General features: G+C 41.3%; 8 protein-coding genes. 4 read left to right on the plus strand and 4 right to left on the minus strand.

What is annotated here, in order from left to right; translation table 11 throughout:
- Positions 1-370 precede the first annotated feature (370 nt).
- Positions 371-4,903 carry an SGO_0316/SGO_0317 family LPXTG-anchored serine peptidase gene (locus tag PCY09_RS05515; protein ID WP_125396840.1) on the plus strand — a complete coding sequence of 1,511 codons (4,533 nt, stop codon included), beginning with the start codon at positions 371-373 and terminating at the stop codon, positions 4,901-4,903.
- A gap of 84 nt (positions 4,904-4,987) precedes the next feature.
- Positions 4,988-9,472 (plus strand): SGO_0316/SGO_0317 family LPXTG-anchored serine peptidase, encoded by a 4,485-nt coding sequence (locus PCY09_RS05520; RefSeq protein ID WP_125396841.1) that lies wholly within the window; start codon positions 4,988-4,990, stop codon positions 9,470-9,472.
- Positions 9,473-9,563: 91 nt separating this feature from the next.
- On the opposite strand, the gene PCY09_RS05525 is transcribed toward PCY09_RS05520, so the two are convergent.
- The 4 genes from PCY09_RS05525 to def all read right to left on the minus strand — a co-directional run bounded on the left by PCY09_RS05525 (position 9,564) and on the right by def (position 12,744).
- Positions 9,564-9,980: a hypothetical protein gene (locus PCY09_RS05525; RefSeq protein WP_045634367.1), complete on the minus strand. Its 417-nt coding sequence runs from the start codon at positions 9,978-9,980 to the stop codon at positions 9,564-9,566.
- Complete coding sequence (locus tag PCY09_RS05530; RefSeq protein WP_045634366.1) at positions 9,961-10,860, minus strand: phosphodiester glycosidase family protein; 900 nt, start codon at positions 10,858-10,860, stop codon at positions 9,961-9,963. Before PCY09_RS05530 ends, PCY09_RS05525 begins: the two co-directional genes overlap by 20 nt.
- Entirely contained in the window at positions 10,857-11,900 is a 1,044-nt protein-coding gene (locus PCY09_RS05535; protein ID WP_125396842.1) for a bifunctional glycosyltransferase family 2/GtrA family protein, read from the minus strand. Before PCY09_RS05535 ends, PCY09_RS05530 begins: the two co-directional genes overlap by 4 nt.
- Positions 11,901-12,129: 229 nt before the next feature.
- Complete coding sequence (gene def, locus PCY09_RS05540; RefSeq protein ID WP_046164993.1) at positions 12,130-12,744, minus strand: peptide deformylase; 615 nt, start codon at positions 12,742-12,744, stop codon at positions 12,130-12,132.
- Positions 12,745-12,899: 155 nt separating this feature from the next.
- Between def and PCY09_RS05545 the strand changes: the two genes are divergently transcribed.
- Both PCY09_RS05545 and PCY09_RS05550 read left to right on the plus strand, forming a co-directional pair.
- The gene (locus tag PCY09_RS05545; RefSeq protein WP_125396843.1) at positions 12,900-14,042 is read left to right on the plus strand and encodes an MFS transporter; all 1,143 of its coding nucleotides are present in this window, start codon (positions 12,900-12,902) and stop codon (positions 14,040-14,042) included.
- A 1-nt stretch (position 14,043) separates the two neighbouring features.
- A complete protein-coding gene (locus tag PCY09_RS05550) occupies positions 14,044-14,772 on the plus strand; it encodes a pseudouridine synthase (protein WP_125396844.1) in 729 nt (242 codons plus the stop codon).
- Positions 14,773-15,178 lie beyond the last annotated feature (406 nt).

Consider the following 15,178-nt stretch of genomic DNA (forward strand, 5'->3'; position numbering starts at 1 on the left):
ATATTTTTCAGAGGACTTTTTGTTTGTCATTCGTCAAAAATTCAATATGAAAACAAGCGCTAGACTATTTTCAGACTATTAACAATCTAACTAGCCAAATATTTTTTGGAAAGGAACTTGTAGTTGACCTAGATTTTATCTAATGGATTTGTAAAGTCAAATGAGAAGAAGAATAGCGAGAAATTCCTTGTTTACAAGGATACAAGAGTAATTTCTGTACAATTCCTATTCTTTTTCTAAGGAAAATTATCAGAAATATTAATATTATATTACACTTATATATTTCTACTAAATTTCATTGACTTTAAAACATAGAAAGACTACAATGAAGCCGAGGCAAGCGCTTACAATTTATATAGGAGGTCCAATTATGAGAAACGACAGACAGCAACGCTTCTCTTTTCGCAAATATTCAGTTGGCTTAGTATCCGTAGTAGTCGGATGCCTTTTTTATAGTCCAACTGTCTTGGCCCAAGAATCAGGAGTAAATCCACAACTGGAGCCACCAGCAATCGTCGAACAGAGTTCCGAACTTGTGAAGAAAGAAGATTCAAAGTTGGAACAGCCAGAGTTAGCACCTTCAGAGGCAGATACAAGGAGTCAGGAGTTGCCTCGCTCTGAAACGCAGAGTGAAACAACAAAGACAGATGGTGAAGGAGACAAGACTCAGGTTGCTGATTCTGTCGTCAATGAAAATGGACAAGAAAATAAAGCATCGGAGGAAAATCCCGATAAGGAAATATCGCCTAATCAAAATAAGGTAGATTCAGAGACTCCAAAGAAGGAAGTGCCACTGGACCCTAAAAAGGTAGATTCAGAAACTACAAAGAAAGAAGTGCCACAGGAGCCTAAAAAGGTAGATTCAGAAGCAAGAAAAAATGATGCTAATGTTGAATCAGATATTACGAATAAAGTAGATGAGGAGGCCCGTGTTCAAGCTGTAGTTCGTCTGGCAGGAGAAAAAAAGGAGACACCAGTAGGAGCTACACAAATTGAAGCTCGGATGCATGAAAATCAACCAATCAAAGCTGCGGTCTTAAAGGAATTGAACGAAAAAGGAATCCAATATAAGAAATTAGCAGATTTTGATCTGATTTTTAACGGTTTTGTTTTAGAAACAAGCTACAAGGAAGCTTTGAAGATTCGCCAGGTGGCCAGAGTTGAAAAAGTTGACATCACACCTCTTTCAACTGCCAACACACCTCAAGATCTTCCTAAGAAACAAAATACCTTGTTGCCAACCAAGGTTAGTGATGAAAATGAACTAATCAATCTCCAACCATTATGGGATAAGGGGATAAAAGGACAAGGACGTATCGTCGCAGCTCTTGACACTGGTCTTGATTACGAGCATAACTTCTTTAGTTTGACAGACAAAAGCAAGGCCAAATACCAGAATAAAGAGCAAATGGAAGCTGCTATGAAAAAAGCAGGAATTACCTATGGTAAATGGTATAACGATAAGGTGGTTTATGCTTATAACTATTCTGATATGAATGATGAGATCAAAGAGGACGATCCTCGCTCACACGGAACTCACGTAGCCGGTTCAGCAGTTGGAAATGCGACTAAACCATCTCCGACTGGAGAACTGCTTAAAGGGGTGGCTCCAGAAGCGCAACTGATGTTTATGCGGGTCTTTTCAGATAAGAAAGGAATGACTGAGCAGGGCTTTATCGTTGCAAAAGCTGTGGAAGATGCTGTTAAGCTTGGAGCAGATACAATCAATATGAGTTTTGGTGGCATTAGTGGTTCAGAAGCTGATACCAATCCTCTTACTCGACAAGCCTTTGAATTTGCTAGAAAGTCAGGTGTTGTCATAAACGCTGCAGCAGGAAATTATGCTGTGAATGGATATTGGCAAGCCAAACCAAAAGCAGATGCTCCTGATACTGGAACAATTGACGAACCAGCTATTGAGAATGGCGTTTTAGCAATCGGAGCCTTTAATAATAAAATTGACCATGTGACAAAGATTCGCTTAGAAATCCCTGCCTTAAAAGATAAGAAAGAATTTCAAAATGGTCTTGTTGATTTACCGGTCTATCGGCTCATTTTCCCTGTTGAAGGTCCGCAGTCTTATGTCCATGTTGAAAAAGGTGGAGAAGAAGCTTACCGGGTAGCTTCTGTCAAAGGGAAAATTGCTTTAGTTGAGAGTGGTGGCGATGTTACGGATGAAGATAAGGTAAACTCCCTTCGTCAAGCTGGTGCCAAAGGGGTTTTGGTTTATCAAAATGAGGAACAAGGAGACCAGCTCCAAAATCTTCCAATGGGCTACTGGGGTTCCTTCTATCCTGTCAGCGTGCTAGGACATAGTTTAGGTAAAGAATTAGCTGCGCATGCTGGTGAGTATAAGCTGACTTTCCATCAAGAGGTCAAAAAGGTTCCTTATAGTGAAGCCGATAAGATGCTCTACTTTACTGGTTGGGGACTGTCAACAGAAGGAAAACTGAAGCCGGATGTAACCTTGCCAGGTGGCATGATTTATTCTGCTATTCCGAACGGTTCTTACGACATGGATGGCGGGACTAGTATGGCAACTCCTCATGCTGCTGGGGCAACAGCCTTGATTAAGCAGGCATTAGAAGAAAGATTCCCGCAATATAGCCCAGAGCAAATTCATACCTTGCTTCGTCAACTGGTTATGAGTACAGCTAAACCTCACAAGGACAAGGAAAGCAATACCTATTCTTCAGTCCGCCAACAAGGTTCTGGTCTGATGGATGCTGCGGGAGCTGCTTTTGGCAATCTATATGTAACTGGAAAAGGGACGGATAGTAGTCTGACACTTGGAAATGTTAAAGATAGCTTTACTTTCGAGGTGACTGTTCATAACTTGTCTAATCAAGCCCAAGAACTCAGCTACCATACTGTTGTTAATACAGATCAAGTTGAAAATGGTCGGATTACACTTCAAATGCGTCAGCTACTGGACCAAAAAGGTGATAAGACTGTCCTTGTACCTCCAATGGGAAGTGTGACAATTCCGATTAAGATTAATACGAGCGCCTATACCAAAGAATTGTCCCAACAAATGAAGAATGGTTATTTCCTAGAAGGTTTCGTCTTCTTCAAGGATGCTAAGACGCAAAAAGATTTAGTCAGTCTTCCATATATTGGTTTTAAAGGACATTACCAAGACCTACCTGGTATCGAAAAGCCAGTTTATGAATTTACTGGTAAGGAAAAACCTTTCTATTACTATCAAGATGAGAAAGCGGAAAATCCAGTCAAGGATCCGGGAAATCATTTTACTGCTTTAGTCAGCTCTATTCGTAGAGATGGCAAGAAAGAGCAGGTTGTACTGGGTGAAACAGACGGTAAATACGATGGTAACGCCTTGGTATTCTCTCCAAATGGAGATGGGCATTTTGATACGGTTAAACTAAATGCGGTTGTTTTGAGAAATGTTGATAATATCCATTTAGCAGTCTATAAGGCAGACGATACGAAACGTGAACACCCGATTTTTGAACAAGGAAACGAAAGTGAGAAAAAAACTGATTACGGCTGGAGAATTAACGACAGAAGTAGAATTCTTTATGCTAGTCGTTGGACGGGGAAAGACCAAAATAATCAGGTCGTTCCGGATGGGGAATACCAATACGTTCTTACCTACCGTCCAAGTACTCCTGGAGCAAAACCTCAAGAAATCGTTTTGAAGGTCAAGGTCGATAATCAAGTTCCTCAATTAGCATCAACCAAAGATCTCTATGATCCAAAAACGCGTATCTTTAGACCGGGAACCATTATCGAGGAAGGAAGTGGTCTGGCAGGTAAATACTTATCCTACGAAAAAGACGGCCAAACTATTGAAATCAGCCCGAATCAAGATGGTTCGTATTTGATCCCTGAAGGGGTTGATCCAGCAACTGTTCGTTTTGCAATTTGGGATAAGGCTTATAATACCAATACTTTAACCCTTGATGGTCAGAACGCTTATGAGTCAGCTGAAAAGGAAAAAGGAAAATCAAGAGGAAAAAGAAGTTCTGAGGATGGTCAAGCAGAAGCAACAGATGGAAGGCTGGAAGTTCGTGTTGTTGATGAAGAGGGAAATCCAACCTCTCAATATCCTGAGATGATGCGCTACCAAGTATTCGACAGTAAGGGCAATCGAATTGATAAAGAGTTTAATACTTATTATGAAAGTGAGTTGCCAAGGTTGCCATTTGGTAGCTATACCGTCAAAGTAGTTGCACAAGATGAAAACTATTCATGGGTATCTCCAACAACTGTAACGGTTGAGTTGACGAAAGAACATCCTGAAGGCCTAGTCAACTTTGTTTACCATTACAAATCTAAGAATCGATTTAACGTAGTCTTTGATAAGGATTTACCATCTGGAACTAGAGTATTTGCTATTCGTAAGGATAACGGAGAACAGCATGAATTAGAACAAACCCTCTATGAACCAAAGACTTTTGAAAAGATTTTATTAAATGGAGATTATCAGATTCATATTGAACTGCCAAAAGGTTATCGTGCAGTAGAAAATGATGTTTTCTATTCAGTAGGAGAAAAAATCAATCGCTTCTTAACAACATTTGTAGAAGTTGCAGAAGATAATCCGGTTAATCCGAATCCAACACCGAATCCAATCCCAAATCCAGTACCAGATCCAAAACCAGATCCACTCATTCCGGATAAGACATCCGATCCTGGTAAAGGAAAAGAAGTGGATAAAGAAGATCAGCTAATTGCGAAAAAAGCAGACTTGCGTCCAATGTATGTCAAACCAAGTGAAAAGAAGGAAGAGGACATACGAGAAGTTTCTGACTTAGATGCAAAAGAAAGCCTGCCAAAGACTGGACAAGCTGGGGATGGCATGGGTCTGTTAGGCTTGTTCTTGTCACTTTGCACCTTTGGACTCATTCATAAAAGAGGAAAAGAAGGCCAGGATTAATCACTTAAGGATTCGTTAATAATTAGACAACAGCTGGAAGCAGTCAGGTTTCTTGCTTCCAGCTTAAAAATAAAGGAGTTTTGTATGGAGTTTCACCGAAAACAACGTTTTTCAATTCGAAAGTATGCTATAGGGGTAGCATCTGTATTGATTGGACTGGCTCTTGTTGGACCAATGGTTGCGGCTGATACAGTAACCTCTGAAGATCAAGCCATTACAGCGTCTGCAGTGGATACTGCACAGACGACGGAAGAAAATCATCCTGTCAAAGAGGAAGAAGTAAGAAAACCGGAAGAACCGTCTCTTTCTTCTACTCTTGACTCGGGTCAGACAGAAGGTGTTCAGCCATCTGATAAGGGTAATGAGCCTGTAAAAGAAAGTGGCAATGAGCCCGATAAGGTAAGCACTGAAAAAGAGGCAGGAAGTAATATCACTCCTGAACCTGAGAAGAGAAGTGAAAATGATTATAAGCAGCCTGTTCTTGATACCTCAAAGAAAGTAGCTCAGGAAAATATAGAAGAAAAATCCCACAAAGAAGTAGCTGAAGCTCCAAAAAATGAACTGGATGAAGCGACTCCTGTAGAAGCTCTTGTTCGCCTAAAGGAAGAAAAAACACCTGGCGAAGCCCCTCTTACATCAGCTACGGACAAGGCTAGACGAATTGAGAAGACAAATCGGGAACACGAGGAATTTTTAAAAGAATTAGAAAGACAGTCCATTCGCTTTAAGAAACTCTATGATATTAATCTTTTGTTTAGTGGACTTGCTTTAGAAACGACTTACGGAGATGCGAAGAAAATTCGAGGTTTGGCGCGTGTCGATGCTGTGGACTACGCTCCTCTTCGACGGACTAGAGTGGAAGAGGAGCAACCAGCTGTCGCTTCCCCAACCTCAAGTCCTGCCAAAGTTAGCGAAGAAAACAGTTTAATCAATTTACAACCGCTCTGGGATAAAGGGATTAAAGGTCAGGGGCAGGTTGTAGCTGTGATTGATTCAGGAGTTGATCCTGCCCACGATGCTTTTCGTTTAACGGACATCAGCAAGGCAAAATTCAAAAGTGAAGCTGATATCGAAGCAGCCAAGAAAAAGGCTGGTATTACCTATGGTAAGTGGTACAACAACAAAGTCGTCTATGTTCATAACTATAGTGATATGGATGATAATGTAAAAGAAGAAGATCCGATTTCACATGGTGCCCATGTGGCTGGGACTGCCGTAGGAAATGCTTCTCAACCATCTCCAAACGGGGAAATTTTCCGCGGGGTAGCTCCAGAAGCTCAGCTCATGTTTTTGCGCGTCTTTTCAGATACGAAAGGTGGACAAGTCCAAAACTTTATTTATACCAAGGCTGTGGAAGACGCTGTGAAGCTTGGGGCTGATACTATTAATATGAGTTTAGGAACTGCCTCAGGCTCCATCTATGATGTTGGTGAAATCACCCGTCAAGCCTTCGATGAAGCTCGCAAGGCGGGAGTGACCATTACTGTTGCTTCTACCAATATGGCAACCAATGGTTTTTGGCATAGTAAGCCACTTGCTACAACACCTGATTACGGGATGACAGGGACACCGTCAGTCAATCCAAATGTCATTTCTGTTGCTTCAATCAATAGCTTGACTAAACACGTTTCAACGGAAGCAAGCTTAACCGTTAAGGAGCTAGTCGGTTCTACAGAATTTCCTGATGGTAAAATTCCAATGCATTCTTTTGTTGAACGAGATGGTTTCCGGACGACCATTCCACAAAGTTATATCCATGTGGAAAATGGTGGGCTGGAAAACTATCAAGGAGATCAGATTAATGGCCGTTTGGTTTTGACTGAAAGAGGCGGTCAGGTCTCAGACGTTGAAAAAGTCAAACAGCTGAAAGCAGCTGGAGCGACTGGAGTGGTCTTCTATCAGACAAAAGAGCAAGGAGAAAGGCCTACTCCATTTGATTTAGAAGGTTTAGGGGAGCGTTTCCCTGTTGGTGTAATCGGCCACCGAGCAGGAGAACTTTTATCCCAACACGCCAGTGATTATCAACTGAACATTGCCAACAAGTTTAAGCGTGTACCGTATGAAGCAGCTAAACAGATGTCAGACTTTTCATCCTGGGGCTTATCAGTTGATGGTGACTTGAAGCCAGATGTGACCTTGCCAGGTGGAATGATTTATTCATCTGTTAATAACGGTGAATACTATATGGACAGAGGGACAAGTATGGCATCTCCTCATGCTGCAGGGGCAACAGCTTTGGTCAAGCAGTCTTTGAAAGAGCGCTTCCCTCATCTGACACCTGAACAACTCCAAATCCTCGTCAAGCAAATGACGATGAGTACAGCAGTTCCCCATGTGGATGAAGAAACAAAGGCTTATTCTTCTGTCCGTCAACAGGGGGCTGGAGTCATGGATGTGACAGCGGCTGCTCTAGGTGATTTATATGTCACTGCAAAAGGCGAAAAGAGTAGCTTGACCTTGGGAAATGTCAAGGACACTTTCGAGTTTGATGTGACAGTTCATAATTTATCTGATCAGGAAAAGACGGTCACCTACGAAACAACTCTTCAGACGGACCAAGTTGAAGATGGGAAATTTACGCTCCACCCGCGTCTTTTAGAGACCTTGACTGGTAAAGAAACCGTCACTGTTCCAGCTCATGGTCAACGGACTATTCGTGTCTCAGTTGATGCCAGCAAATATCAATCCGAGCTGAGCAAACAAATGCCAAATGGTTATTTCCTAGAAGGATTTTTCCTTGTTAAAGATGCTAAGAGCAACCAGCATTTGGTCAGTCTTCCTTATGTAGGTTTCCGAGGGGAATACCAAAATCTACGAGGAATTGAAAAACCGATTTATGAATATACTGGCTCTGATAAACCTTTCTATTACTATAAGGACAAAACAGACTATCCAGATGGCAAGATTCCTGATGTGGAAGAGCGACATCCAGATAATCATTTTACATCCTTGATCAGCTATGTGTACGAAAACGGCGAATCTGTAGCTAAAACACTGGGACAGGATGGCGAAAAGTTTGATGGGGATCAACTCTACTTTTCACCAAATAACGATTCTAGTTTTGATAGTGTGAAGGTAAAAGCTGTTATGCTCCGCAATGTCGAAAATGTTCATCTGTCAGTTTACAAGAAAGAAGACACAGAGAGAAAACAACCCATTTATGAGATCGGAAATGAAGTTCATAGAAAAACGGACTGGAGCTACCGAAGCGGAAACAGAAGTGAAGAATTCTATGAAATTTCTTGGGAAGGTTTGGATAATGATGGGAATCGGCTTCCAGATGGAGAATATCAATTTGTCATTTCCTACCGTCCATCAGCCTCAGGTGCTAAGAAGCAGGAGTTGAATTTCAAAGTTAAAATTGATAATACAGCTCCAAGCATCGAGACGGGTAGCGCCCACTATGATCCTAAGACAAGAGTTTTCCGTCCTGGAAAGATTATCGAAACAGGAAGTGGAGTCGCAGGTACCTATCTGTCATACACTAAAGATGGAGAAACGCACGCCTTGACTCCAGAAGAAGATGGAAGTTATGTCATTCCTGAGGGAGTGGATCTTTCAACGATTCGTTATTCAGTTTGGGATAAGGTATACAATACAGCTGAACTAGACTTGCAAGGAAATAAAGTAGAGACTAGCGAAGACCTAACAGCTCAGGCAGCGTCGGTCGCTGAAGAGCCAACATCAAGTCCAGAAAACAAAGAGACTCCTGACAAGGGGACCTTGGAGCTTGTCTTTACAGACAGTAGTGGAGAGGTAATTAATTATTATCCATCAATTGTGCGTTACCAAGTCTTTGATGATCAGGGGCGTGCTGTAACTGGTGAGTTTAATTCGTCCTATAATGGTGGCAGCTTCCCAGAGCTTCCATTCGGCACTTATACAGTCAAGATTACCCTTTCTGATTACCATTATGATTGGGGAACTGATCTAGTGAAAAAAGTGACAGTTTCTCCTGAGGATCCTCATCCAAAAGTCACCTTTGCTTCGCGCTACTTATCTGAGAATAAGTTGACAATAGGGTTTGACAAGCCAGTGCCAGAAGGAACTGTTGTGAAGACTATTGATGAGAAAGGGGTTATCCGTACACTTGCTCATAGTATTTATGATCTTCTGAGTTTTGAAAGCATGCTGATGAATGGAAACTATCGTATTCATGTTGAGCTTCCAGCAGGATATCGTGCAACTGAAAATGACTTTATCTATGAAGTCACAAATAAGATTAATCGTTATGTTTTATCCTATCTGAAGGAGATGGTGATTCCGACGCCTGATCCAGATCAAGATAGTGGAATAATTGTAAAACCAGATAGGAAACCAGGAGCCCCAGCTCCTACAAATCCGGATAGTCGTCCTACTTTTGAAACAAATAAAGCTAGTGAAAAAGTTGCAACAGCTATGCCACTAACGATTAACTATAAAACAGCTTCTAGTAAGCAAGAAGAATCTGGTGTCCTTCCGAAGACAGGACAAGAGGACCAAACTTCTCTAGCACTCAGTCTCTTTGGAATAACTTCGCTAGCATTGGCCGGAATGGTCATTCACAAAAAGCGTGAAGAAAGCGAATAATCTATAGGAGAATTAAAAATATTTTAAGTTAGCTTACCTACATAAGAAACAACCGGAGTCATTTTAGACTCCGGTTGTTTTTGTTATATATTTAATCAATAAGATTATTTTCTTCTGTCCAGACGCTTCTAGTAAATAATATTGAGAGTACAGCTAATACAAGAAAGGCGATGCTAGTATAGATATAGGGCTGATCCAGCTTCGTGGAACGTCCAGATAGATTAACAATGCCTCGGAAAAGGACACCCGCCGTGAGAGTAGCAACTGCTGAGTTCCAGAGGTTGAGGCTGAGCCTTGAGAGGTTGGGAATAATCTTGAATAGGATTAATAAGAGGATGCCTCCAACTAAAGGAACTGCATAGAGATAGTGCATATAGGTAGATGTTTCGCCAAAGCTGAAAGATTCATAGATACGGCTAAAGGCAAAGAAGAAAATACTTAAGAGAGTATAGACAAGAGCTGTCTTCTTGAAACGTTTTTTGCTTGGATTAGTAACCGATGTAGACAATGTCGCTCACCGCCCTTTCTGAAATATTTCCATTGGTCGTTGGTTTATTGATTACTTGACCGTTAAAGTAGAGTGTAGAAGATCCGCCACCGTCAAGGTTATAAGCAGTCTTGACGCCATAAGATTTCATAACTTCAGCTAACTCATAGAGGGATAGTCCCTGACTTTCTGAGGTCCGGCCATCTGACACGATAATAATATAGTGGTTTTCGTCGATAATACCGATGGCTGTACGTGGGTTAGAAGACATGGATTGACCAACTTCAGAATTAGTGTCAACAACAATCTCACCGTTTTCTACCAAGGATGGACCAAAGGCTAGGAGGTTAACAACTCCGTCTTTCACCAGCTGTTCTGCAGATGTTTCGTCCTCATAAATGATCTTAAATGAGCCGTCCTTGTAAATCGCCAAATCACCATTGCTGGAGTCTTCTCGGACAGTATCACGGTAGACAACTCCGTTTCGGATTACATAGCCAGTAGAGTTAGCTCCGTAGTAGTCACCGTTGACAGCTAAAATAGCATTGTTGTTGGCAGCAGTGATTGAGGTTTTGGCAGTGACATTGGTTCCATAAGTATTTTGAGCCAAAGCAGTTTTCAGATATTCAGCAGAGCTGACCGTTATATCAGCAATATAAACCTGAGTATTGCTGACTGTTTTTTCCGTCAGTGTAATGGAGATATTGTCATCACTATAGCTAGTATCAGACGTGCTAACATTGGTTGCCGTTGTACTGGCGCTACTACTTGTAGTATTGGCTTTAACAGTTGTGATGGACTCTGATAAGACAAAGGTTTTGAGCATAGAGTAGCTGAAGGATGCAGTCAACAATAAGCCAAAAAGACTAGCATAAACATAAGATTTTTTAAATAATTTCATGATACGGTGTGGGTCCTTTCTTTAAAAATAAACTTCTTTTGGATAAGCCAAGAGAGAGAAAATAGCAGAATGCCGACCAAAATCTTAACGAGTAGAAGGTTGACTCCAAAGACAGCGTAGAAGAGTCTGATTAGAAGGGTGTCTAATATAAACAAACCTAGAGCCAGGCCAAAATAGCCACTTCCTGTTTTTGCAATGCTATCCTCATTTTTAAAGACGAGCTTTTTATTGGCGGAGTAATTAAAAATAGAGCTGGTAACGCGGGCAATCCCATTGGCAAGTAGAATACGCAGAGTTGTCGGCACAGCTACCAGAAAGAGTAGGGCGACAGCGTAGACTAGATAGTCCACAATGAAGCTACTTAGTGAGGATAGAGCAAACTTAAACATATCTTTGTAAATCATTAAGCCATCTTGAATGGGTCTAAAATGGGAAGTTTTATTATCATTGATGTAGACGGTCTCGATCGGAACTTCCACGATTGGATAAGCCTTGCAGGCTTGCAGAAGCATATTCATTTCGTATTCATAGCGTTGACCTTCAATGGAAAGCATAAAAGGAAGCTTATTGCTAGTGAAAGCACGAAGGCCAGTCTGAGTATCCGAAACAGCAACGCCAGTTTGTTGCTTAAATAACAGACGGGTCAGACTATTTCCAAATCGACTTCGTAGAGGGACCTTTCCGGTAAATGAGCGTGCCCCTAAGATTAATTTTTGAGGTTGCTCATGGGCGGCATTGGCAACACGCAGGATGTCCCAGAGCTTATGCTGCCCATCTGCATCTGCTGTGACAATGACACCGTAGTGACCTTGAGACTGAATATAGCGAAAAGCTGTTTTCAGAGCTTGTCCCTTGCCTTGGTTAAGAGAATGATGCAGGACCGTAGCATACGTTGCTGCTTGTTCAAAGACACGATTACATGAGGCAGAACTGCCGTCATTGATTACGATTACTTCAAAGTCACTCTTTTCACGAACTTTTTTTATTAAGCGAATGAGATTGTAATCTGGCTCATAAGCTGGAATAACGAGATAATCCATAAGCTGTACCTCTTTCTTAGATGTTTGATAGATAAGATACAGAACAGTATAAAGAGCAGCCCTTAAAGCTAACTGATATCAGTTTTCTTTAAGTTTGGCTTAATATTTGTTTAAGGAAAAATGGTCGAGAGGCAAGAAAAAAGAGGGAGGCCAGACTACTTGTTTAAACAGTTAGTCTGGTCTCACCTCGTTAAGAGACAGAAGTCAGAAATTTTGTACTTTTGATCCATTATTCCAAAATTAACATGCCTTCTTTAATAGCAAATGGATCTGTCTCGTTAATCCGATCGTAGAACATGATACCGTTGATATGGTCAATTTCATGTTGGACAACGATAGCCTTGTAGCCCTTGAGTTTTACCCGATGCTTCTCACCATCTTTATCGAAGTAATCTACAGTGACCCGCGCATGTCGGACTACATAGCCAGGGACGTCGCGGTCGACTGATAGGCAACCCTCTCCATCAGCCAAAGCCGCATCTTGTACAGAATGGGCCACGATTTTAGGGTTGTACATGACTTCTTTTAAAGCATAAGCATCTTGGGGTGGATTGCCGTTTTCATCCTCAGGGTTAGGTAAGAGAACAGCTATGATCCGGCGGGAAATATCAAGCTGTGGAGCAGCTAGTCCCACACCGCCACGCAATCCAAGTTTTTCAGCCATGACTGGATCTTGTGAGTTGTGTAAGAACTGCATCATTTTTTCGCCCAAAAGAATATCTTCGTCCGCTAAGGGAAAAGAAACTTCCTCAGCAACAGCACGTAGGGTTGGATTTCCTTCGCGGATAATATCCCTCATATCAATCAAATGAGCTGGTTTAATAAGTTTTTCAATAACAGACATCTTCTCTTTCCTCGTTCTTTCTATAAGATACTATATCACAAAACAGACTAGAAATAAAGAAGACGACTTGATGATGAATTTTTCTAAATAAACAGATTGCGTCTTTGTGCAAAAAACTGTATGATACTAATAGTGTGTTATTGAAGGGAAAGAAAATGAAAAGAACAATGGAAAAAATCAGTATCCTGAGTCTATCTTTGGTACTGACAACCTCTTTTTCAATCTCCAGTGCCTTGCCGGCCATGTTTGATTTTTATAAGGACTACCCAGCTGATAAGGTTGAGCTTTTGGTGTCCCTGCCCTCTATAGGGATTATGGTCATGCTCTTGTTGAATGGTCTGATTGAACGTTTCTTATCTGAGAGGATCATGATTGTGACAGGTTTACTGATTATGTCTGCCTGCGCCTTTGTTCCCATTCTGAATCCATCCTATAACTTAGTCTTTCTTTCCCGTTTAATTTTTGGCTTGGGGACAGGCTTGATCAATGCTAAGGCTATTTCAATTATTAGCGAGCGTTACCAAGGTCATGAGCGCATACAGCTCTTAGGCTACAGAGGATCAGCAGAAGTAGTGGGGACAGCCCTTCTGACTCTGGCAGTCGGCCAACTTTTGCGCTTTGGCTGGACAGCAACCTTCCTTGTTTATACCTTCTGCTTTTTGGTTCTGGGCCTTTTTCTCCTCTTTGTTCCCTATGAAAAAGGGGAAGTTCATCAACATAAGCAGGCCAAAAAAGAAAAGATGACAGCAGGCCAGTTCCGCTTCACCTTATTATCAGCTTTGGTGGCTGGGGTAATTGTACTCAGCAATACAGCCATCAACTTGCGCGTACCCAGTCTAGTGTTGTACCATCAAATTGGGACAGCACAAACGGCCAGCTTGATTTTGAGTGGTATGCAGTTAATTGGAATTGTGGCTGGTGTTAGCTTTGCTCCTATGGTCGGAATTTTTAAGGACCGTTTACTGACGATTATTGGAATTTGTTTTGGCTTGAGCTTGATTCTGATTGGTCTTTCCAGCAATATATGGCTGTTAGCTTTTAGTGCCCTTTTTGCAGGCTTTACCTACAGTATAACTCTGACGACCATTTTTCATACAGTGTCAGAGAAGATTCCTCCTCACTTAATCAATCAGGCTGTTTCAATTACTGTTTTAGGTTGCAGTGGTGGTGCCTCTGTGACGACATTTATCCTTTCCTTGATTGGTCATCTATCTCAAGCTCCGCTTTTCATTTTCTCCGTCCTAGGGGGTGTCATGATGATCATAGCAATGCTAAGTTACAATATCACAAAGGAATAATATGCGCCTAGATAAATTTTTGGTAGAAAATGGTCTTGGTTCACGAAGCCAAGTGAAGGAACTCTTGAAAAAAGGTTTAGTTTTGGTCAATGGCAGAGCGGAAAAATCTCCCAAGACTCAGATTAACGAGACGGCGAATGAGATTGTTGTTTCTGGTCAAAAGTTGACCTATGAAAAGTTTGTTTACTATCTTCTTAACAAACCCAAGGGATATATCTCAGCAACAGAGGACGAACGACATAAAACTGTTCTGGATTTGTTGGATGAGACTGCCCGTCAGAAAGAAGTCTTCCCTGTCGGGCGCTTGGATATTGATACCCATGGCCTGCTCCTTCTGACCAATAACGGTAAGCTAGCTCATGCCATGCTATCACCCAAAAAACACGTAGAGAAAATCTATCGAGCTCAAGTAGTTGGCTTGATGAATCAATCAGATGTGGAGAGGTTTGCTAGAGGGATAGAGTTGAAAGACTTTACCTGTCAACCGGCTCAACTCAAGATTGTAGAGCTGGATGAAGAAAAAGAGACCTCTCTCGTAGAAATTACCCTAGCTGAAGGTAAGTTCCACCAAGTCAAGCGCATGGTGGCTGCCTGTGGAAAAGAAGTTACGGATCTTCAGCGCCTCTCGATGGGACCCCTGCAATTGGATCCTGAGCTTGCCCTCGGAGAATGGCGCCGTTTAACGGAAGAAGAGATGAAATCTTTGGAGAGATTTCAGGTAGAGTTATAAAGAGTCAGATTTTATAGTAGCACCTTCGATGTTGGAAAGAAAGATCCGACTTCGAGGGTGCTTTTGATTTTTGCAAAATTTTTGCAAAATAGTGGGAAGTTTCCAATTATTTGAAGATGAGAATTTTTTGTAAGATTAAGTCTGGATTTGAGACAGGTGAATAGTGTTCATTGATCGCCTTTTGTGGTATAATGAGGGTGAATCTTTGAGCCCTTCTAATGTTTTTTTATGTTGCATTATAATCCTCGAAGATGTTTTTTTGTATATAGCAAATGTTTGATCTGATTCTTAAATTTATAAAGTCATTGTTCTTTCTATATTTTATGTAAATTATGGGGTGATATACTTGATATTTTTACCAAAAAATTATATGATTTTAAACTGAGTGTGAAATAATACGATATAT

This window comes from Streptococcus sp. SG2 (assembly GCF_030439925.1).
GTDB lineage: Bacteria > Bacillota > Bacilli > Lactobacillales > Streptococcaceae > Streptococcus > Streptococcus gordonii.

Coding starts and splice junctions, on each gene's coding strand:
- PCY09_RS05530 (WP_045634366.1), bottom strand. CDS start 10,860: ATGAAATTATTTAAAAAATCTTATGTTTATGCTAGTCTTTTTGGCTTA.
- PCY09_RS05550 (WP_125396844.1), top strand. CDS start 14,044: ATGCGCCTAGATAAATTTTTGGTAGAAAATGGTCTTGGTTCACGAAGC.
- def (WP_046164993.1), bottom strand. CDS start 12,744: ATGTCTGTTATTGAAAAACTTATTAAACCAGCTCATTTGATTGATATG.
- PCY09_RS05545 (WP_125396843.1), top strand. CDS start 12,900: ATGAAAAGAACAATGGAAAAAATCAGTATCCTGAGTCTATCTTTGGTA.
- PCY09_RS05520 (WP_125396841.1), top strand. CDS start 4,988: ATGGAGTTTCACCGAAAACAACGTTTTTCAATTCGAAAGTATGCTATA.
- PCY09_RS05515 (WP_125396840.1), top strand. CDS start 371: ATGAGAAACGACAGACAGCAACGCTTCTCTTTTCGCAAATATTCAGTT.
- PCY09_RS05535 (WP_125396842.1), bottom strand. CDS start 11,900: ATGGATTATCTCGTTATTCCAGCTTATGAGCCAGATTACAATCTCATT.